General features: G+C 29.9%; 22 protein-coding genes. 2 read left to right on the top strand and 20 right to left on the bottom strand.

The window, feature by feature from the left end:
* Positions 1–64: 64 nt before the first annotated feature.
* The 12 genes from KGF52_RS05680 to KGF52_RS05735 all read right to left on the bottom strand — a co-directional run bounded on the left by KGF52_RS05680 (position 65) and on the right by KGF52_RS05735 (position 11,527).
* Complete coding sequence (locus tag KGF52_RS05680; protein WP_227839445.1) at positions 65–1,534, bottom strand: acetaldehyde dehydrogenase (acetylating); 1,470 nt, start codon at positions 1,532–1,534, stop codon at positions 65–67.
* A 2-nt stretch (positions 1,535–1,536) separates the two neighbouring features.
* A complete protein-coding gene (locus KGF52_RS05685) occupies positions 1,537–2,244 on the bottom strand; it encodes a BMC domain-containing protein (RefSeq protein WP_227839446.1) in 708 nt (235 codons plus the stop codon).
* Positions 2,245–2,253: 9 nt separating this feature from the next.
* On the bottom strand, positions 2,254–2,907 hold the full coding sequence (gene eutL / locus KGF52_RS05690; protein WP_003423987.1) for an ethanolamine utilization microcompartment protein EutL: 654 nt from the start codon (positions 2,905–2,907) through the stop codon (positions 2,254–2,256).
* Between the two features lie 19 nt (positions 2,908–2,926).
* Positions 2,927–3,808, bottom strand: a complete 882-nt coding sequence (eutC, locus tag KGF52_RS05695; RefSeq protein ID WP_227839447.1) for an ethanolamine ammonia-lyase subunit EutC — start codon at positions 3,806–3,808, stop codon at positions 2,927–2,929.
* 12 nt (positions 3,809–3,820) lie between these two features.
* Complete coding sequence (locus tag KGF52_RS05700; protein WP_227828058.1) at positions 3,821–5,185, bottom strand: ethanolamine ammonia-lyase subunit EutB; 1,365 nt, start codon at positions 5,183–5,185, stop codon at positions 3,821–3,823.
* Positions 5,186–5,202: 17 nt separating this feature from the next.
* The gene (gene eutA / locus KGF52_RS05705) at positions 5,203–6,636 is read right to left on the bottom strand and encodes an ethanolamine ammonia-lyase reactivating factor EutA (RefSeq protein WP_227839448.1); all 1,434 of its coding nucleotides are present in this window, start codon (positions 6,634–6,636) and stop codon (positions 5,203–5,205) included.
* A gap of 192 nt (positions 6,637–6,828) precedes the next feature.
* Positions 6,829–8,226, bottom strand: a complete 1,398-nt coding sequence (locus tag KGF52_RS05710) for a histidine kinase N-terminal domain-containing protein (protein WP_227828060.1) — start codon at positions 8,224–8,226, stop codon at positions 6,829–6,831.
* Positions 8,219–8,794 (bottom strand): response regulator, encoded by a 576-nt coding sequence (locus KGF52_RS05715; protein ID WP_227828061.1) that lies wholly within the window; start codon positions 8,792–8,794, stop codon positions 8,219–8,221. The genes KGF52_RS05710 and KGF52_RS05715 overlap by 8 nt, the downstream gene beginning before the upstream one ends.
* Positions 8,795–8,939: 145 nt before the next feature.
* Positions 8,940–9,389, bottom strand: coding sequence for a EutP/PduV family microcompartment system protein (locus KGF52_RS05720; RefSeq protein ID WP_227828062.1), 450 nt, complete (start codon positions 9,387–9,389; stop codon positions 8,940–8,942).
* 7 nt (positions 9,390–9,396) lie between these two features.
* Positions 9,397–9,747, bottom strand: coding sequence for a BMC domain-containing protein (locus tag KGF52_RS05725; protein ID WP_169466896.1), 351 nt, complete (start codon positions 9,745–9,747; stop codon positions 9,397–9,399).
* 241 nt (positions 9,748–9,988) lie between these two features.
* Complete coding sequence (locus KGF52_RS05730) at positions 9,989–11,119, bottom strand: 1-propanol dehydrogenase PduQ (protein ID WP_227839449.1); 1,131 nt, start codon at positions 11,117–11,119, stop codon at positions 9,989–9,991.
* 231 nt (positions 11,120–11,350) lie between these two features.
* Positions 11,351–11,527 (bottom strand): hypothetical protein, encoded by a 177-nt coding sequence (locus tag KGF52_RS05735; protein WP_227839450.1) that lies wholly within the window; start codon positions 11,525–11,527, stop codon positions 11,351–11,353.
* Between the two features lie 352 nt (positions 11,528–11,879).
* Between KGF52_RS05735 and KGF52_RS05740 the strand changes: the two genes are divergently transcribed.
* Together KGF52_RS05740 and KGF52_RS05750 are read left to right on the top strand one after the other, a co-directional pair.
* Complete coding sequence (locus tag KGF52_RS05740; RefSeq protein WP_227839451.1) at positions 11,880–13,475, top strand: recombinase family protein; 1,596 nt, start codon at positions 11,880–11,882, stop codon at positions 13,473–13,475.
* A gap of 459 nt (positions 13,476–13,934) precedes the next feature.
* Positions 13,935–15,533 (top strand): peptide chain release factor 3, encoded by a 1,599-nt coding sequence (locus KGF52_RS05750; protein WP_227839438.1) that lies wholly within the window; start codon positions 13,935–13,937, stop codon positions 15,531–15,533.
* 88 nt (positions 15,534–15,621) lie between these two features.
* On the opposite strand, the gene KGF52_RS05755 is transcribed toward KGF52_RS05750, so the two are convergent.
* From KGF52_RS05755 to eutM, 8 genes are all read right to left on the bottom strand, one after another.
* Complete coding sequence (locus KGF52_RS05755) at positions 15,622–16,095, bottom strand: cupin domain-containing protein (RefSeq protein WP_227839439.1); 474 nt, start codon at positions 16,093–16,095, stop codon at positions 15,622–15,624.
* Position 16,096: 1 nt separating this feature from the next.
* Positions 16,097–17,188 carry an ethanolamine utilization protein EutH gene (gene eutH, locus KGF52_RS05760; protein ID WP_227839440.1) on the bottom strand — a complete coding sequence of 364 codons (1,092 nt, stop codon included), beginning with the start codon at positions 17,186–17,188 and terminating at the stop codon, positions 16,097–16,099.
* A 10-nt stretch (positions 17,189–17,198) separates the two neighbouring features.
* Positions 17,199–17,324: a hypothetical protein gene (locus tag KGF52_RS21395; RefSeq protein ID WP_255640451.1), complete on the bottom strand. Its 126-nt coding sequence runs from the start codon at positions 17,322–17,324 to the stop codon at positions 17,199–17,201.
* Positions 17,317–17,589, bottom strand: coding sequence for a EutN/CcmL family microcompartment protein (locus KGF52_RS05765; protein WP_227839441.1), 273 nt, complete (start codon positions 17,587–17,589; stop codon positions 17,317–17,319). Before KGF52_RS05765 ends, KGF52_RS21395 begins: the two co-directional genes overlap by 8 nt.
* 12 nt (positions 17,590–17,601) lie before the next feature.
* The gene (locus KGF52_RS05770) at positions 17,602–18,327 is read right to left on the bottom strand and encodes a TIGR02536 family ethanolamine utilization protein (protein WP_227839442.1); all 726 of its coding nucleotides are present in this window, start codon (positions 18,325–18,327) and stop codon (positions 17,602–17,604) included.
* 107 nt (positions 18,328–18,434) lie between these two features.
* On the bottom strand, positions 18,435–19,064 hold the full coding sequence (gene eutD / locus KGF52_RS05775; protein WP_227839443.1) for an ethanolamine utilization phosphate acetyltransferase EutD: 630 nt from the start codon (positions 19,062–19,064) through the stop codon (positions 18,435–18,437).
* Positions 19,065–19,076: 12 nt separating this feature from the next.
* On the bottom strand, positions 19,077–19,838 hold the full coding sequence (locus KGF52_RS05780; RefSeq protein WP_227839444.1) for a cobalamin adenosyltransferase: 762 nt from the start codon (positions 19,836–19,838) through the stop codon (positions 19,077–19,079).
* A gap of 126 nt (positions 19,839–19,964) precedes the next feature.
* The gene (eutM, locus tag KGF52_RS05785; protein ID WP_003423991.1) at positions 19,965–20,252 is read right to left on the bottom strand and encodes an ethanolamine utilization microcompartment protein EutM; all 288 of its coding nucleotides are present in this window, start codon (positions 20,250–20,252) and stop codon (positions 19,965–19,967) included.
* Between the last annotated feature and the right edge of the window lie 35 nt (positions 20,253–20,287).

Here is a 20,287-nt window from a genome sequence, read left to right on the forward strand (position 1 = left end):
AAATTTAATTTTATAGTTTTTATTTTTAGAAATTTATAGCTATAAATTTCATTGTTTGTTTTAGTTATGCTAGTTCTTTGACTAATCTTTGAACTAGAAGATTTATTAATTCTTCTTTATCCATTGAGTCAAACATTGATTTTTCAACTTGAGATGTATCTCTTCCAAGTTCTTCTATTTCTTTGATTCCATAAGCTACTCTTTTAACATTTATTAAATCAAGTGGACCTACATTGTTTGAAGTTGAACTTCCACCTATTGCACCACAACCAAGTGTTAGTGCTGGCACAAGGTTTGTTGATGCACCTATTCCTCCAAGTGCTGAAGGAGTATTCACAAGTATTCTTGATACTGGCATGTTAAGAGCAAATCTCTTTACCAACTCTTCATCATTTGCATGCATTGAGAAGGTATGACCTGCACCTTCATTTAGTAATATTTCTCTACATCTATTCATAATAGCCTCTACATTTTCTTCAACATAGAACGCTAGTATTGGTGTAAGTTTTTCTCTTGAATAGGCTACATTATGACCAACTTTATTTTCTCTTGCAACGAGAACTTTTGTATTTTTAGGTACATTTGTTAAATCTGCTAAATTTGATATTACCTCAACACTCTTACCAACTATTTGTGGATTCATAGTACCATTAGCTCTCAATATGAATTTTGCTAATCTCTCACTTTCTTTTTCATTTAAAATATACGCACCTTGATTTTTAAGTTCTTTTAAAACAGTTTCTTCCATAGATTTTTCTATTATTATAGATTGTTCTGATGCACATATAACACCATTATCAAAAGTTTTAGAATCTATTATTCTTTTGACTGCTAACTTAACATTTGCTGATTTATCTATAAACGCTGGGCCATTTCCAGGTCCAACTCCGATAGCCGGTGTTCCTGAAGAGTAAGCAGCTCTAACCATTGCTTCTCCTCCAGTTGCTAATATTAAGTTTGTATCTTTATGTTTCATTAATTCATTAGTTCCAACTATACTTGGATTAGTTATACATAATATTGAATCCTCTGGAGCTCCAGCCTTTATAGCTGCGTCACTTATTATATTAACTGTTTCAAGTATGCATTTTTTTGCATTTGGATGTGGAGAGAAAACTATAGTATTTCCTGCCTTTAAAGATATTATAGATTTGTATATTACTGTTGATGTTGGGTTTGTTGAAGGAATAAGACCTGCCACAACTCCAACTGGTGTAGCTATATCTATCGTATTTGCTTCTTTATCTTCACCAATTATTCCAATAGTTTTTGTATCTTTTAGAGTTTCATAAACTCCCATGGATGCAAAAGTATTTTTAATTACTTTATCTTCCCATTTTCCAAACCCAGTTTCTTCATTTGCCATTTTAGCTAATTTAGTAGCATTATTAAATGTTGCATTTGCAACAGCTTTTACTATTTTATCTATTTGCTCTTGGCTCATTTTAGAAAGTTTCTCTTGAGCCACTTTAGCTCTTTTTACAAGAGTTCTGACTTCTTGTATAGATACTAAATCTTTATCTAAAAGTGTCATAACTATCTATCCCCTCTGCTAAGCTTTTTAATTAAGTTTATCAATTCTTCTTTTTTAAGAACATTTAAATCTTTATAAGTTATTGAAGAGTCTAATTTCTTAGCCATAGCTTTAAGTTTTTTCACGCTGTTCTTTGATAAATCATCTCTATCAAAATCAGAATTTTCTATTTTGACTTGTTCTAATACTTCTTTATTATCATTAGTATTTTCTATTTTTTCCTCATTAGTTTCTGTTAAACTATCATCAACTACTTCAATTTCTTTGTTAATTTTATTTATATCACTATATAGTTTTTCATTATTATTTTCACTATTTTCAGTGCCATCTAAAATTACATTATCTTTTTCCGATAAATTTTTCGATACATTATCAGTTATTTCTAATGTAATCTCAAAGTTTTCCTCTGTATCTTCTGAAACTTCACAGACTTTAGGTTCTTTATTTTTAAATAAAGCATCGGTTACTTCATTATGTATTCTTGGTATAATATGTGATGCTCTTAATGTACCAATTCTAGAAACTGCTATTTCACCTGCTTCTAGAGCTGATTTAACAGCACCAACATCTCCACATATTGTTAAAGTAACAATGCCTGCTCCAACCTTATCAATTTCTAAGATATTAACATTTGCAGATTTTAAACAAGCATCAGAAGCTTCGATTGCAGCAACATATCCTATTACTTCTATTAAGCCTACAGCATCCATTTAATTATCCTAGAATCCTGTTGGATTATCTGCAACTGATTTTACTGCTTCTGCAAATGCATCACATGCTGCTTTACAGGCCGATTGAGAACCTGTAAGTAATGCTCCACCAAAGTTTGTTTCAGTTGGAGGTGCAAATAATTCGCACATCTTAACATCTGCTGCCTTCATTGCTGCATCCAGCGCATACATTGCTTCAAGTGGCGGTGCTACTAAATAAGCTAATGCCTCACCTTCTCTTATTCCTGCTACTTCTGAAAGGTATGTACCTGTTCTTGATACACAGTGAGCATAATATGCTATTGAATCATCATCATTTGCACTTATAAAAGTTGCTCCATATTCTAGAAAATCAACTACTGCATTTAGACCACTTCTTACTTCTGCTGGACTTGGTCCTGCTATTATCCCTAGTACTTCACCAGCAAGCTTTGTTGAAGCATTTGCAGCACCTGCATACATTGATTTTGCATACACAACATCAACTTCTGAAGCTTTAGTTGCTTCATCAAGAGCTGTGTATGTAACATCATCACAGTCTGCAGTTATTAAACCTAAACTTTTGTGATGTGATTTTAGTTCTAGTTTTTGTGCCATTTCTGGACTTATATTTGAAATTATCTTAATTCCTAATATATTAGGACGAATTACATCGTTTTTCATATTCTACACTCCCTCGACTTTATTTAAGGTCTATTCCTGAAGCTTTTTTATCTAACATAGTTTTTATAAGTTCAGCTATATGAGCACCTGCTTCAACTGCAGTTGTTCCACCTTTGTGAATGTTTGATATAACTGTTCTCTTTGCTTCTGCCATTCCTATATATGGCTTATATGCTATATATGCTGACATTGATTCAGCAGTAACTAATCCTGGTCTTTCTCCAACCAACATACATATAACTTCACAACCTAATTCTTCACCTAAGTGGTCCATAGCACCAACTCTACAATGTTTAACAAATAAAATTTCACTTGAATCTATTCCGTACATTTTTAGACCTTGTTTTATAGCTGGCACGCAGTCTTTTAAGTTTGCTTCTATAGCTGCTGAACTAAGCCCGTCTCCTACTAACATCAAAACCCTTTGATTTGTTCCAAGTTTAGATTTTATATTATTTATAGTTTCTGGAGAGAATTTTCTTCCTAAATCTGGTCTTGTTAAGTATTCATCTTTATCACTACATAAAGTTTCTACTGCAAACATATTGTTTTCTTTTATAAATTCTTCATCTACATAAGAGAAAACAGCATCTTGTGCAGCAGCATGGTCTGCTCTAAATCTTAAAACTGTTTCTGTTTTATATCTAGTACCAGCTCTTCCTATACCTATTCTTGCAGGCGTTTTAGACTTCATATCTAAATAAGCTTCTGCGTCCTTTGGATTTTTTACTAGCAATTGCTTTCTTATATCAACTTCTGTTATGTCATCTATACAAGCATCATTATCTATTACAACTTCAGTCACTTTTTTAACAGTTTCAGATACAACATTAGTATCTAATTCTCCAACCATTTGCCCAACTAACTGTTCTACTAATGCTTTTAAATCCTTCTCATTCATACTAAATACCTCCTATCCTAATAATAGAGATGCGTCTCCCGCTAAATCTGTTAATTTACCATCTTTAGAGAATCCCATCTTTTCCATCCAAGCATCAAATTCTTTTATTGCTGTCAATCCAAACATTTCCCTAAGTGATGCTGTTTCATGGTATCCTGTTGTTTGATAGTTAAGCATAACATCATCTCCATGAGGTATTCCCATAAAGTATGTACATCCTGCTGTTGTTAGTAATATAGCTAAGTTTTCCATATCATTTTGGTCAGCTTTCATATGGTTAGTGTAGCAAACATCAACACCCATTGGTAATCCATGTAATTTACCCATAAAATGGTCTTCAAGTCCTGCTCTTACAACTTCTCTAGCATCATATAAATATTCTGGTCCTATAAATCCAACAACTGTATTTACTAAGAATGGTTCATACTTTTTAGCAAATCCATAGCATCTAGCTTCCATAGTAACCTGGTCTATTCCATGATGTGCTTCTGAAGATAATTCTGAACCTTGTCCAGTTTCAAAATACATGACATTAGGTCCTGTAGCTGTTCCGTGTTTTAAAGCTAATTGTCTAGCTTCTTCTATAGTATCGCCATTGAATCCAAATGCTTCATTTCCTTTTTCAGAACCTGCTATAGATTGGAATATTAAATCTGCAGGAGCACCATTTCTTATCGCTTCCATTTGTGTAGTAACATGGGCTAATACACATGTTTGAGTTGGTATTTGATATTTTTGCTTTACCTCTTCAAATCTTTTTAATACTTTAGTAACACTTTCAACAGAGTCATCAACTGGGTTTAATCCAAGTACTGCATCTCCTATACCAAAAGTTAGACCTTCAAGAAGCGATGCAAGTATTCCATCTGGGTCATCTGTTGGATGATTAGGTTGAAGTCTTGCTGATAATGTTCCATGTTCTCCTATAGTTGTATTACAGTGGGCTGTAACCTTTATCTTCTTAGCAGCATAAACTAAGTCCATATTTGACATTAGTTTTGCAACTGCTGCGATAATCTCAGAAGTTAACCCTCTTGATATTCTTCTTATATCAGCACTTGTAGTATTTGAATCTAATAACCATTCTCTAAGTTCAGATACTGTCCAGTCCTTTATTTCTGCATAAACTTTTTCATTTACAGCATCTTGTATTATTCTTGTTACTTCATCTTCTTCATATGCTACTGCAGGATTATTTCTTATATCCTCTAGTTTTATATGTGATAAAACAACTTTTGCTGCTATCCTTTCTTCAGCTGATTGTGCTGCAAGACCTGCTAATTTATCTCCTGATTTTTCTTCATTAGCTTTAGCCATTACATCATATAAGCCTTTAAACTGATAAGTACGTCCAAATAATTTTGTCTTTAAAATCATTTACTTACCCCCTTCTATTAATTAAAAACTAATGTTTTTATTACCACAGGTAAAACCTTACCTTCAACTATAGGTTTTCCAATGTCAATATAATCTCCATTTTCAACCTTTACACTATCAATACAAACAATATCTTTTTTATAGTTCAATAATGCATATATTGCTTGACCTAGCACCTTTGCCATATCATTTTCAACGATTACCACAAAAGGCAAATTATTTTCTATAATTTGTTTCATTCCATCTACAAATCCTTTAGCATACTCTTGTATATCTAAAAAAGTAGGATTTTTCTTGCCTATCATAGCTATAGCAACTTTCTGTAAATCATTTTCCAATTTGAACCAGTTAAGTTTATTTTCTATGGCTTGACTAATCTGTTTTGAAGTACCAATCTCTTCATCAACTGATAATTTTAAAACTGGTAAATTTTTAATTGGGAATGACTCCCTAGTGTAGGTTATTGTACTTCCACTTACTTCAGTAGTGTGAGAACCTGCACCAACCACTGTTGCTCTTATTGTTTCTATTGATTTGACTACATTTACTTTTTTAAGGTATTCGCAATTTTTTATTGCTTGCCCAAGTAAAATTCCCAAATCACCATATTCAAAATAATTCTTTACTTCTCCATTGTAGTAAATATAATCTGCTACTCCACCTGAGAATGAAACATTTTTAATTTTTTCATCTATACTTATTGACTTATTAGTTATTATAAAATCAAATAAAGGCGTTTGAGATTTTAATCCTATACTTTCCATTAATAAATTAACCATTATATTAACTATTGGTTTTGTATTTTCTATTGTAGCTACAGTTCCTACTTGAAGATTTAAGTTATTATCTTTTATGATTTTATCTATTTTAGGCGAAATATAAGTTATCTTCTTACTTGCTTTATCTACCTTTATAAGCCTTCCACCTATATCCAAACACCCAGTATCAGTTACTTCTCCCCTTTTAAATGAAGCTATGTTACTAGTTCCCCCACCTATGTCTATATTTACAATTGTAGTTGAATGTTCTTTTGAATAAATATGAGCCCCTGCTCCTTTTCCTGATATTATACTTTCTAAATCAGGTCCTGCTGTTGCAACGACAAAGTCTCCAGCAAATCCACTTAAAGTATGAAGTACATCATTTGCATTTTCTTTTCTAGCTGTTTCGCCAGTTATTATTACTGCTCCTGTATGTATATCTACTTTAGATATATTTGCTTTTTTATATTCATTTTCAACTATTTCTTTTATTTGTTGTCCATTTATTTCTTTGTTTGAAATAAGAGGAGTAAAATAAACTTTACTTTTATAAATAATTTCCTTGTCTACTATACTTATCCTAGGTACCGAAAAATTTGATTCAGTATTTTCTACTATTAATTTAGAAAAAATCAATTGAGTAGTACTTGTCCCAATGTCAATACCAACACTTAATAATTCTTCTCTCATTTTCTCACCTCCTAAAATTTAAGTATGTCTTAAACAAGCAAAGAGGCTTAAAGCTATAATAAATATTTGTTAAATCAAATATATTTATAAGTTTTATAAATATATTTGATTAACTTAATCTATTAATAACTTTAAGCCTCTTTGCTCAATTAAAACTACTACCTTGTAGATGAGTTATTATCTAATATTAATTTATGTAGGTATAGTAATTAACACTTCGGTTCCATTTTTACTGCTCTTTCTTTTTATACTTCCTTTTAGCATTTGAGTTATATAACTATCTATTATATATGTTCCTAAACTATTTTTATTTATATTATCACTATCAAATCCAATTCCATCATCTATAATAGCGATATTTCTCAAACCATTATCTTTATTTACTAATATCTGTATATTACCACGTTCTCTATTCTTGAAAGCATGGTCATAACAGTTTTGTAGTACTTCATTTATAACTAAAAGTATGGCTGTTGCTTTTTCTCCACTAATTTTAAAGTCTTCACCTGTTATACATATATCGATATCTTTATTAAACAGATATCCGCCTTGAATATTTGATACTAATAAATTTATACCTTCTAATATAGATATATTATTATCGATTTCCTTAGATAATAAGTAATGAGTTGAAAGAATTGCAAACACTCTATTTGTTATATTATCTAGACATTGTTTAACTTCCTCGTTTTGAGACAATCTACTTTGTTTTTTTATTATAGATATTACTGTGTGAAGATTGTTTTTTACTCTATGATGAGTTTCTCTTATAGCTACTGTTTTTAAAATTAGTTCTTCTTCTTTTCGTTTTAAATCACTTATATCTTGTACTATTTTACAAACCTTAAATTCATCATCTTTGATGTATATGGTTTTTATTTTAAAAAACATATTACCTATTGAAACTTCATTTGTTTCATCATAATTCTCATCTATCAATATATCTTCAAACACCGTATGCTCTATGTATAAATCATTGTAATGCATATCTTGTATATCACATTCAAACCCAATACTTTTATACATGTCAGTTGCAATACGATTTTTAATTTTCAGCTTTCCATTTTTATCAAATATAAGTATAGCAGAATTTAAATTATCAACTAAAAAGTCATTATTTTCTATCAATTTTATAAACTGATGTGAATTTTTATTTTCTTCATCTTCGTTAGTGTCAAACTCATTTTTAACTTCACTACTTATATCTTTTTCAACTATTAATACTGCTAGAATTTTGTCATCCAATGTTATTGGTTGAATATTCTGTTTAACCAGTTTATATTCTTGTGTTAAAGCCTTAATATCTCGTGCTCTTTCTCCAGTCTTTAAGCACTTTATAACTCCTGGTTCATTTTCAATTAGAGCTTTTTTTCCTATAACATTTTCACAGTATAATGACTTTTCTTTAGGTCTACCATGTGCCACCACAATTGCTTCATCATCACATTTACTTAATACATCTATAAAAACATCAGCCTCATAAAAGTTAGCCATTAAATCTAAGGATTTTGATACTTCTATAATTTTTTCAATTTCATTTTTATTTAAGTATGTTTGTGTAATTGCTATTTTTTTTATCGTATTAATCATCGTACCCTATTATAATCATTTTAGCAATTTCCATCATTGAAGTTCTTTTATCCATACTTAATTTTCTTATTATATTGTATGCTTCATCCTCAGAAACTTTAAACTCTCTTATAAGTATACCTTTTGCTCTTTCTATTAACTTTCTTTCATTTAATTTAGAATTTACTTTCTCTAAATCTTTTTTCATTCTTTCAAATTCATTTACTTTATTTAAACACATTTCTATAGTTGGTATAAGTGATTTTTCACTTGCTGTCTTTACTAAATATCCATAAGCACCTATACTTTTAGCTTTTTCTATGTATTCTTTATCTTCAAATGAAGTTAATAAAAGTACTCCACCTGCTAGATTTTCCTTACATATTATTTTACCTGCCTTTATACCATCAAGAATTGGCATTTCTATATCCATTATAACTAAATCAGGCTTATGTTTTTTACACATTTCAACAGCTTCAAACCCATCGCATGCTTCTCCTATTATTTCATAACCATTATTTTCTAGGACATCTTTTATATCCATCCTTAACAGTGGTTCATCATCAACCAATAGTATTTTTTTCCCCATGTTCCTACCTCACTTAAAGATTAAATCTTCTTAAAATAGTTTTATATATATTTTTATGTTTTTATAAAATGCTAAATTTATATTTTATTTAACTCTCTGTTTAATTTAATTCTATCATAGTTTTGAGTTAAAAAAATATTTTCCCCTAAATTTCGTCTATTTTTTTAGATTTTTCTAGATATTCAAACAATTTTTCAAGTCCTATACCATCAATTGTATCTATTTTAAATATTTGACTTGCTCCTGCTAGTGATAATCGTTCATAAGCTATATTAATTTCATCTTCAGTAGACATATTTATTTTGGTTATAATTCCTATTACATCTTTACAAAACATACTTGCAAATCCTGGTGCTATATAATTTTCTTCTTGTGTAGCATCATATACTATTGCTATAATTTTTGCATCTACAGATGTTGTTATCAATGCATTGTACAAGCTTCTATTTTCCATATATTCACCTGGAGTGTCTATTGCATCATTGTAAAGTTCTACTGATTGGGTTTTCTTGTATTTCAATTCCAATTGGTCTAGTTTTTGGCACAAAGTGGTTTTACCACTTCCTGTTTTTCCCATAAAAATTATATTTTTCATTGTATTATTATGTCCTTGTTATTTTAGTAGATGAGAAGTTCAACATATTTCCTAAAACTTCTAAAACATCATTTAATGCTGATTCTACAGAACTTACATCACCTGATATTACTACAGAACCACTAAATCTATCTATAAACCCCAAAGATACATTTGAAGATTTTGTAGCAACATCTGCTGCTATTATTGATGCTTCACTTGGTGTTATTGTGAGTATTCCTATCGCATCTTTTTTATCAAGCACTAATCCTAATTTCTTATATATATCTTCATTAGGATTGGCTATTATATGTGCCAATGTAACCTGTTTTCCAGGAACATATTCTTGAATAACTCTTTGCTTAGATTCTTCAGCCAAATTTATTCCCTGCTTTCTTTAAGTATAGTTTATTAAAAAATTACTTGCTAAAAATAAAAGGAGCTCCATAAGAATAATATTAATATTCCTAAGAAGCTCCATTGCTTTTTTACTAAAATATCACACCTTTGTGATACTTTTATTATAGTTTTCTGCTTTATATTTGTCAATATATAATTTATATTTTTAAAAACATTTTCCCTATTTGTATAATATTATGTTTACATGTAATAAAATGTAGTTATTTAATATTATTTAATATGTTTATTATATCCTCTTCAGTTGGTACCTTAGGGTTGGTTAATGTACAAGTATCTTTTATGGCAAGCCTTGCTATTTCTCTCTCTTCATTAATTATATCTTCTAAACTTAATTTACACTCTGTCAATTTAGTTGGCATATTCATTTCTTTTTGCAGTTTCTTTATTTCATTTACTAAGTTTTTAACAGCTATTCTTATATTACCATTACCAAATCCTACTAATTCTGCTATTTGTGCATATTTTATAGCTGTATCTGAGTAAGCTATGTTGGTATATCCTATTATTGATGAATTATATTCTATAACATGTGGAAGTAATATTGAGTTTGTTCTTCCATGTGGTATATGAAATTTTCCGCCTAATACATGCGCTATAGAATGATTTATACCAAGTGATGTTTGGTTAAATGCCATACCTGCTAAACAAGATGCATTGTGCATTTTTTCTCTAGCTTTTATATCATTTCCATCTTTGTATGCTTTTAATAAATATTTAAATACTAATTTTATAGCTTTTTCAGCAAGTGCATCAGAAAAATCATTAGCATTTGTGGATACATAAGCCTCTATTGCATGTGTTAATACATCCATACCTGTATCTGCTGTTATAAAATTTGGTACAGTTTTTACAAGTTCTGGGTCTAGTATTGCTATATTTGGAAGTAAATCATCACTTACTAATGGATATTTACACCCTTTTTGATTATCTGTTATTACAGAAAATGATGTTACTTCTGAACCTGTTCCACTTGTTGTTGGTATTGCTATAAATTCTATATCAGTAGCATTTAATATTTTTTTAGAAAAATCCATTATAGATTTTGCAGCATCTATCGCAGAACCTCCTCCTAATGCTATTATTATATCTGGATTAATAGATTTAAATTTTTCTACTCCTGCTACTATTGTTTCTATTGGTGGGTCTGGTACTATTTCTTCAAAAACTTGATATGTTGAATTTATTAAGTTAAATGTTATTTTATCTATTGTTTTTGATTTAACCATAAATGGGTCTGTTATTATTAATACATGTTTATCTTTTAATTCTTGTAGTGCTTTTAATGCTCCTTCTCCAAATTTTATTTTGGTTTTAATTTCAAAGTTATTCAAATTTATCTCCTCCTTAAATTCAATGCACAAAAAAGCTCCATAGATAAAATCTATGGAGCTCCTTTGCTCTTTTAACACTTCATTGTGTTATATTAAAATATACTATTTGATTAATCTAATGTCAAGTTAATAGTATATAAAATACATCTAGATATTTTCTCATTTGCATATCTCATTTGCATATCTCTTTTTTATATTTAATCTTTAATTTTCTAAATCAATAATCGAAATTTATACATCAGTTTTACTTACTTTTAAGTCTTCTTCTAAAGTATTAAAAGCTTTATCCAAAACTTCTTTAGAATATTTTTTGCTTACTATATTTACAAACCATCTAGCTTTAGCCATTTCTATTTCATTAAGTTTAGCCTCATCTTTAGGAAAAATCTCTATAACTTTGATTTCCATACACAAACCTCCTACAAAGTTTTTGCTATAAGCCTTAATTTTAAAAATTCTTCCTTATAAAATCATTTAGATTATAACTTTTTATATTAGTTTATGAAGTTATAGATTTGTCCTGATACAACTAAGTACTAAATTTAATGTATCTGCTGATTATTTACTAGATTTTTCGTGATATAGAAGTAAAACCTAATAGACTGATAAAACTGATTTAGAATTTAAAAAGCAAAGAAATAAAAGAAATAAGTAGTCATATATTATAAAGAATAGATTTATGATATTGTTAAAAGTTATGGTATTTTTTTAGCATTGAATACAATATAAATAACTACCTAACTTATAGGAGGTTTTAATTTTGAAAGCTGCAATTTATTCAAGAAAATCAAAGTTTACTGGTAAAGGTGAATCTATAGAAAATCAAATACAACTATGTATGGACTATGCTAAGTCTGTTGGTATAAAAGATTTTTTAATATATGAAGATGAAGGCTTTAGCGGTGGTAATATAAATAGACCTCAATTTAAGAAAATGATGCAAGATGCGAAAGCAAAAAAGTTTGATTATCTTGTGTGCTATAGATTAGATAGAATATCAAGAAATGTATCTGACTTCTCTACTTTAATAGAAAAACTAAATAAACTAGATATATCTTTTATATCTATCAAAGAACAATTTGACACTTCTACCCCCATGGGAAGAGCTATGATGTTTATATCTAGTGTATTTGCACAGCTTGAAAGAGAAACAATAGCTGAACGTATAAAAGATAATATGTATGAACTTGCTCGTACTGGAAGATGGCTAGGTGGCAAAACTCCTCATGGATTTAGCAGTAAAAAGATTAAATACTTAGATGAAAACCTAAAAGAAAGAAGCATGTATCAGTTAGAAGTTAGTGATGGTGAAATGGAAGTTGTTAAAATAGTTTATGCTAAGTATCTAGAACTTAGGTCTCTATCTCAATTATACAAATATGTTTATCACAATGGAATAAAGGGTCCTCGTGGTGGTAAATTTGACCCTAGTTCATTATCTGGTATACTTAGAAGTCCTGCTTATGTGAAAGCTAATGATGTTGTTGTAGAATATCTTAGAAATAATAATATGGAAGTTATCGGTACTCCTGATAATGAATGTGGAATACTTACTTATGCTAAAAATACATCTACACCTATAGCAGCTATTGCTAAACATAAAGGAATTATAGATTCTACTACTTGGCTTGAAGTTCAAGGTTTACTTGATGCTAATCGTGATAAGAGTCCAAGAACTGCTACTGGTAAAGTTGCTTTATTATCAGGACTTTTAAAATGTTCTAAGTGTGGTTCTAATATGAGAATTACTTATAAAGGTAAACGAACTGATGAAGAATTAAAGTATTATTATGTATGTGGTACTAAAAAGAATCTCGGTATTGATGCCTGTAATTGTAAAAATCTTAATGGGCCTTTAGTTGAAGATATTATTATTGAAAGAATTAAACATTGTAATGTCGAATCTATTATAGATGCTTTTCATGAAAATAAGATTAAAGTTGATGATGTATCAAATAGCGTTAAAAATGAGATTGATTTATTTAGGAATTCTATTGAGGATAAGGAAAAGAGCATTGGGAATTTGGTTATGGAGCTTGCTAAAAATACTGGTAGTGTTGCTTCTGATTATATTATCTCTCAGATTGAAAGTTTAAATAATGAAATTGAAGAATTAAAGGTTAGGTTTAGAAACTTAGAAGATAAAAGTGTTGATATTAAAAATGCCAGTGTTAATTTAGATATTGTTGTTAGTAATTTAGAAAAGTTTAATGATATGGTTGATAATGCTAATCTGGATAATAAGAAGTTATTGCTTTCTACTCTTGTTGATTCTATAGTTTGGGATAGTTCTAGTGGTACTCTTAGTATTGTTTATATGGGTGCTGACATGGATGACTTAGTTTCTGTTGTCTGATAGGTCGCACTTCTGTAGTGATGGCAGATGCGCTTTCTATAAAAGTGCAACTTTAGAAATTAATCTATTTTTTTGTTTAAATCCATCCATTTAGATTCTAACTCTTTTATCATATTATCCTCTATTCTTACTCCAAATGATTTAATGCTCTAATACTGGTTATTCCATGATTTAATAATGAATATAATGAAATATTATGTGCTTTAATATCCCAACAAATGAGTCTTCCAAATATGCGGGAGTTTCCTGGTGGTAAAGTTGAAAAAGATGAGTCTCTTGAGAGTGCAATTGAGTGTGAAATAAAGGTTTCTATATTGACAGTTTTGCAATAAAGTTATAATATTAATAGGATTGTAGTTTTTTATAGCATATGGAAAATTATGTTCATTTTAAAACTATTAATAAATATAATTTTTTATATTTGGATAATCGTAAAATTAAAATAAAGGATGATAAAAAATGACAGAACAAAATTTAAGCTTGATTGATGAAGTTAAAAGAAGAAGAACCTTTGCAATCATTTCCCATCCCGATGCAGGAAAAACTACATTAACTGAAAAGTTTCTATTATATGGTGGTGCCATTCGTGAAGCAGGATCGGTTAAATCAAGAAGATCTCAAAAACATGCAGTATCTGACTGGATGGAAATTGAAAAACAAAGAGGTATATCTGTTGCATCAAGTGTTCTTCAATTTGAATATAATAACTTTTGTATAAATATTCTTGACACTCCAGGGCATCAAGATTTCAGTGAGGACACTTATAGGACTCTTATGGCAGCAGACTGTGCAGTAATGGTTATTGACTCTGCTAAAGGTGTCGAGGATCAGACAAAGAAATTATTCCAAGTTTGTAAAATGAGAGGAATACCAATTTTTACTTTTATAAATAAAATGGACCGTCAAGGAAAGGATCCCTTTGAACTACTTGAAGATATTGAAAATGTTCTAGGAATTCGCTCTTGCCCAGTAAACTGGCCAATTGGTTCTGGTAAAGAGTTCAAAGGTGTGTTTAATCGTCATAAAAACCAAGTTGAACTATTTGATGATGGTAACCATGGACAATCTATTGCTAAGTCTACAACTGGAGATATATCTGATGAAAGATTTAATACTTTATTAGGTGATGCTCTTCATGAAAAACTACTAGAAGATATTGAACTTTTAGATATTGCTGGAGATAATTTTAATTTAGACGGAGTATTAAATGGTGAATTGACACCTGTGTTCTTCGGAAGTGCCCTTACTAACTTTGGTGTAGAACCATTTTTAGAATCGTTTCTAGAAATAACACCTCCGCCAAATCCTCGTAGCAGTAATTTAGGTGATATTGACCCTAATTCTAATAGCTTCTCAGGATTTATATTTAAGATTCAAGCTAATATGGATAAATCTCATAGAGATAGAATTGCATTTTTAAGAATTTGCTCTGGTAAATTTGAAAAAGGTATGACAGTAACTCATGTACAAAGAAACAAAAAGGTTAAACTTTCACAACCTCAACAGTTTGTAGCACAAGACCGTGTTATAATAGATTCAGCTTATCCAGGTGACATTATAGGGATACATGATCCAGGAATATTTAATATTGGTGATACATTAAGTGAAAAAAAATCAAATTTACAGTACACTGGCATACCACAATTTGCTCCTGAACATTTTGTAAGAGTATCTACAAAGAATGCTCTTAAAAGAAAACAGTTCTTAAAAGGTCTTACACAATTATCAGAAGAAGGTACTATACAGATATACAAACAACCTAATTTTGGTATGGAAGAACTTATTGTAGGAGTAGTTGGAGTTCTTCAATTTGAAGTTTTAGAATATCGTCTAAAACAAGAATATGGTGTTGATATGATAATGAACACACTACCTTATCGTTATATACGTTGGATTGAACCTGATACTTTTAAATCGGATAAGCTTTCAATACCAATGGATACAATATTAGTTGAAGATAAAAATAGCAATCCAGTATTGTTATTTCAAAATGAATGGTCTATTAGACATCTAATTGAGAGAAATGAAAATGTAGTTTTAAGAGAAACTTCTCTATAAAAAATAAATGTTAATCCCCCTACGTCTATTTTTAAACGTAGGGGGATTAACATTTATTTGATTATTATTAACTTAATTCAGTTTCTTGTTAATTTTGAGATGCCCAATCTGCTGGATATGTTACATATATAAATCTAGCATAATCAGGTACAGAAAATTGTATTTTACTTCCTTTTGGTATAAATATTAACTCACCTGAAGAAGCAGAAACCTTTCTTCCATCTATTAATATATCTAAAGTTCCATCTATTACATAATCTATTTCATCATAGTTTAGAGTCCAGTCAAAAGTTGTTTCCTTCATTTCCATCATACCACAACCTAATCTTGGGCTTTCCTCTAATGTAAATAAATCTTTTGTGTAAACTACATCGCTTGGGTTTCCTGTATCTAATCTATCAGATTCACTAACCTTTACAGTTGGTAATTTTATAGAAGTTATTCCACTAACATCTTTATTTCTAACAAAATCTGCAGTATCTTTAGTTCCATTTATTTTTTCTTCTATTATTTGTCTTACTAATGTTTCAATTAAGTTTTTATCTATATTTGCTATATCCATCTTATACATTCTCCTTCTTTAATGTCTTACTTGCTATAACCATAGCTAATAAGACTGCTGTTATACCACCAATTAATTTAGCAACTATCATTGGTGTTATCATATTAGCATTAAATCCTGCTGTAAATCCTAAGTGGTCTCCAAATACGAATGCTGCTGATACAGAAAATGCTACGTTTATTATCTTTCCTCTATTATCCATATCTTTCATCATACCAAACATTGGTATACAGTTAGCTAAACTTGCAACAAGCCCTGCAGCTGATACATCATTCATTCCAAGAACTTTTCCTAAAGCCATTAATGGTTTATTAAATACCTTTGTTATAACAAATACTAATGGGAATGCTCCTGCTAAAACTATTGCAATATCTCCAACTATTTCTATACCTTCACCTATTGGCTTCATTCCAGGTATTACAACTATCCCTGTTAAGGCTTCAACTATTGCAGCAGCAAGTCCTAAAGTTATAACTATCACTACACCCTTTCCAAAATATGTAAATCCTTTTATCATAGCATTTTCAAATTTCAATAATCCAAGTGCTATAACGACTGCAAATATTATTATTGGTATCAAGTTCCTAAGAACCATCATTACTTCAAATCCTGCAACTAATCCACCAACAAAAGCTCCAATAGGTATTGTTATTATCCCTGCAAGTATTCCTGTTGCTAAGAATTTTTGGTCTTCTTTTTCAATTATTCCAAGTGCAACTGGTATTATAAACACTATTGTAGGTCCCATCATAGCACCTACTATTAAGCCTCCAAATAATCCAGCATTAGGGTCTTTTGCAAGCTCAAGGGCAAGTGGTGCACCACCCATATCATTAGCTAACAAACTTCCAGCAAACATAGCTGGGTCAGCTCCAAGCATATCAAACACTGGTACTACAATTGGTCTTAATACATCAGCAAGAACTGGTGCTAGACATATAACACCTACCATTGCAACTGCAAGTGAACCCATTGCCATTATACCTTCTTCAAATTGTTCTCCAAGACCAAATTTACTACCTATACATTTATCTATAGCCCCAAGTACCATGAAGACTACCATTACATAGATTATAATTTCATTTATACTCATAGTTCCCCCATTATTTTATTAGATTTTTTATTATTTGACTGTCTACTGATGATATTACAGTCTTATATATTGTGAATTTAATTTCTATACCTTTATCTATACTTTTAAACTCTATAGTGCCTATACTTTTATTCATCAAACACTTCAAATGAATCGACTACTCCAACTATCGTTGCATCTACTGGAACATGAACTTTTTCAATCGATTCTCTAGCTGAGGAACCTTTGGATATAAGAACTAAGTCTCCATTTCCTGCTCCTGCATTATCGGCTGCAACCATGAAGCCTTCCTTGTACGTGTCTTTAGTTTTTAAAATTTTTACAACTAAAAGTTTTTGACCACATAATTTTTCATCTTTTCTTGTGGCCCAAACATTACCTACAACTTTTCCTATATCCATAAAATTACCTCCTTACACTTTCTTTAGTTTGAGATGGTGTATTTTCATAAAGTCTACAGCTAATGGCGTTATTATACTTTTTTTATTAACTAGTATATTTTTAACTCCATTTATAGTTGGTTTTCTTAAGTCAGCTTCTGATATAAGTTTTTTATTTCTTAAATCTAAACTAAATTCAGTATCTATCTTCATACTTTCTACATTGTTTAGACTTTCTATATCTTTATTTAAAGCTTTTGTATTTTCTTTTTTAGAAACTATAGCACTTGATACTTCACTTTTTATACTTAACTTATTTTTATTTATAGTATTTAAGTCTTTTATAATTTCTACACCAAATTTACATATTTCATCTTCAAAGAACATAAACTTCTTATATAATGCTTTTGGTGCAGTATCCTTATATTTTTTGTATTCAATTCCTTCATCTAAGAGATATACTTTCTTACCCTTCATAATCATTTTTAGTATAAATCTTTCTTCTTCACTTGTTGAATTCCCAAGTGCTATGTTTGATAATCCTCTCATACAAAGTTTCGAAACTATCACTATTTCACACTCTTTTGTACTTCTATCAAATTCAACTATTTCAAATTCATCTTTTAATAAGTTAAATTTACTACTATCCTGTTCAAATACAATTACAGCTTTAGGTTTACTAGATACTTTCAATTCATTATTGTTTATTTTTTTATAAACTTCTTCTATTATTAGATTTACAAGGTCATCATAATTCATATTTAATCCTCCCTAGAGGTATTTTCTATATTCATCTTTCATACTTTTCTGTATTTTTAATACTTCCAACATTGTATATAGTAAATGAAATTAGAAGTTAAATTAATTTATGCTTTCTTTATTATTTTAGCAACAGTCCCTTTTGAATAGCCACATGCATTGGCTTCATCATAATCTATGTGCATGTAAGTTTTAAAGATGTCACTAACTCTTATTACTACATCATCAAATGTTAAAGGTCTCTGACCCATTACCTTAGCTTCAACTATTTCTTTATCACATACATTGAATTTTTCAGCATCCTTAGGAGTCATGTGTATGTGTCTTTTAGCAACCATTAACCCCTTATCAAGTTCAACTTCATCATGTTGTGTTGATATTTTAATACTTAAAGTACCTTCTAAGTCTCCACTTTGTTTTATAGGAGCTTTTAATCCAAGAGTTGAACCATCTGTTAAAGATATTTCTACCTGAGTTTCATTTCTACATGGCCCAAGTACAACTACATTTTTTATACTTCCTTTAGGACCAGTTATTGTGACTCTTTCCTTACAAGCATATTGACCTGGTTGAGATAAGTCTTTTAATTTTGTAAGAGTATATCCTTTACCAAATAATTTATCTACATCTTCTCTACTTAAGTGAACGTGTCTTCCTGATGCCTCAACTTCTATGAATGCTTCTTTTTTAACTCTATTTATTACTTCTTCTACTATTTCATTTAATAGACTCTCCATTGCGTCCTCCAACTACTTATACTTATTAGTTCTAACTTTATATATCATTATCCAAAATACTGACGATAATCTATTAAGTGCCTTTATTAAATCTTCTCTTTGAACATTTCCGTACTCACCTTTAAATGCTTCGTAAGCTGCAAGTTCAACCTCTCGTGTATTGCTTCTTATACTATTTATAGCTACTACTACTTCTCCCATTTCATAACTTGGGAACTCATGTCCTATACCAAAGTATTTTTTAGGATAGTGAGATTGTTCTCTAAGTTCTTGTGGAGTCAATCCTAAAAGTTTAAAATCTTCTAGTTTTTCTTCTAAAACCTCACATCTCATTATATTTCTTACAAAGTCTAATACCTCTTGTAATTCCTTAACAAGCTTTGGCATACCTAGTTTTTGGCAAAGAATCTGTGCTTTTAGTATTTCTGATTCAAGAGAATCTATTTTACCTCTTAGTATTATTCTTTTATGGTCTTTAAAAACTAAAAGATTTCCATTTAATTGAGTCATATGTTCTGGTTTTTCATCCAATTTAGCACCAAATACAGTAGTATATTTATATGTTTTCTCTTTAACTACTTCTTTTATAACTTCTTTGGGTTCATTATTTATATCTGAAAGCTTATCAATATATTTGAGTTCAATACTTCTCTCAGTTAAATAAGATTTTGCAGAAGGAGTTATTATCTGTCCTTTTTCTATATAGAATTCAGTTACATTGTCTTTGTTTTTTCCTATTTTTCTTTTTATTTCGTTTTCTGTTAAAACACCCATTTTATCACATCTCCTATTAGATGTATAAAAAAGGCTACCTCAAAATACATTGAGTTTATTAGTAAGACTCATTTTTGAGATAGCCTCTTTTTTAATCAAAATTTAAATTTTAAAATTGCATTTATATTACTCAGCTGATACTTTTGGTAATATAGCATCTACTTCAAAATGTGGTCTTGGTATAACATGAACTGATATTAGTTCTCCAACTCTCTCAGCAGCTGCAGCTCCAGCATCTGTAGCAGCTTTAACAGCTCCAACATCTCCTCTTACCATTACAGTAACTAATCCTCCACCTACTTGTTCTTTTCCTACTAATTGTACATTTGCAGCTTTAACCATTGCATCTGCTGCCTCTATCGCTCCTACTAATCCTTTAGTTTCTATCATTCCTAATGCGTTTGCACTTGCCATAATCTTATCCTCCAAAAATTTAATTTTATAGTTTT

It is taken from the genome of Clostridioides sp. ZZV15-6597, from assembly GCF_020657815.1.
In the GTDB taxonomy this organism is placed as follows: Bacteria; Bacillota; Clostridia; order Peptostreptococcales; family Peptostreptococcaceae; genus Clostridioides.

Bases quoted from the DNA above. Each gene is read 5' to 3' on its own strand.
- KGF52_RS05750 (WP_227839438.1), top strand. From the start codon at position 13,935: ATGACAGAACAAAATTTAAGCTTGATTGATGAAGTTAAAAGAAGAAGA.
- eutA (WP_227839448.1), bottom strand. From the start codon at position 6,636: ATGAGAGAAGAATTATTAAGTGTTGGTATTGACATTGGGACAAGTACT.
- eutH (WP_227839440.1), bottom strand. From the start codon at position 17,188: ATGAGTATAAATGAAATTATAATCTATGTAATGGTAGTCTTCATGGTA.
- KGF52_RS05735 (WP_227839450.1), bottom strand. From the start codon at position 11,527: ATGGAAATCAAAGTTATAGAGATTTTTCCTAAAGATGAGGCTAAACTT.
- eutC (WP_227839447.1), bottom strand. From the start codon at position 3,808: ATGAATGAGAAGGATTTAAAAGCATTAGTAGAACAGTTAGTTGGGCAA.
- eutM (WP_003423991.1), bottom strand. From the start codon at position 20,252: ATGGCAAGTGCAAACGCATTAGGAATGATAGAAACTAAAGGATTAGTA.
- KGF52_RS05685 (WP_227839446.1), bottom strand. From the start codon at position 2,244: ATGGATGCTGTAGGCTTAATAGAAGTAATAGGATATGTTGCTGCAATC.
- KGF52_RS05700 (WP_227828058.1), bottom strand. From the start codon at position 5,185: ATGATTTTAAAGACAAAATTATTTGGACGTACTTATCAGTTTAAAGGC.
- KGF52_RS05765 (WP_227839441.1), bottom strand. From the start codon at position 17,589: ATGGATATAGGAAAAGTTGTAGGTAATGTTTGGGCCACAAGAAAAGAT.
- KGF52_RS05680 (WP_227839445.1), bottom strand. From the start codon at position 1,534: ATGACACTTTTAGATAAAGATTTAGTATCTATACAAGAAGTCAGAACT.
- KGF52_RS05770 (WP_227839442.1), bottom strand. From the start codon at position 18,327: ATGAATTATGATGACCTTGTAAATCTAATAATAGAAGAAGTTTATAAA.
- KGF52_RS05720 (WP_227828062.1), bottom strand. From the start codon at position 9,389: ATGAAAAATATAATTTTTATGGGAAAAACAGGAAGTGGTAAAACCACT.
- KGF52_RS05715 (WP_227828061.1), bottom strand. From the start codon at position 8,794: ATGGGGAAAAAAATACTATTGGTTGATGATGAACCACTGTTAAGGATG.
- KGF52_RS21395 (WP_255640451.1), bottom strand. From the start codon at position 17,324: ATGAATAAAAGTATAGGCACTATAGAGTTTAAAAGTATAGATAAAGGT.
- eutD (WP_227839443.1), bottom strand. From the start codon at position 19,064: ATGGAGAGTCTATTAAATGAAATAGTAGAAGAAGTAATAAATAGAGTT.
- eutL (WP_003423987.1), bottom strand. From the start codon at position 2,907: ATGAAAAACGATGTAATTCGTCCTAATATATTAGGAATTAAGATAATT.
- KGF52_RS05710 (WP_227828060.1), bottom strand. From the start codon at position 8,226: ATGATTAATACGATAAAAAAAATAGCAATTACACAAACATACTTAAAT.
- KGF52_RS05780 (WP_227839444.1), bottom strand. From the start codon at position 19,838: ATGGGTGTTTTAACAGAAAACGAAATAAAAAGAAAAATAGGAAAAAAC.
- KGF52_RS05755 (WP_227839439.1), bottom strand. From the start codon at position 16,095: ATGGATATAGCAAATATAGATAAAAACTTAATTGAAACATTAGTAAGA.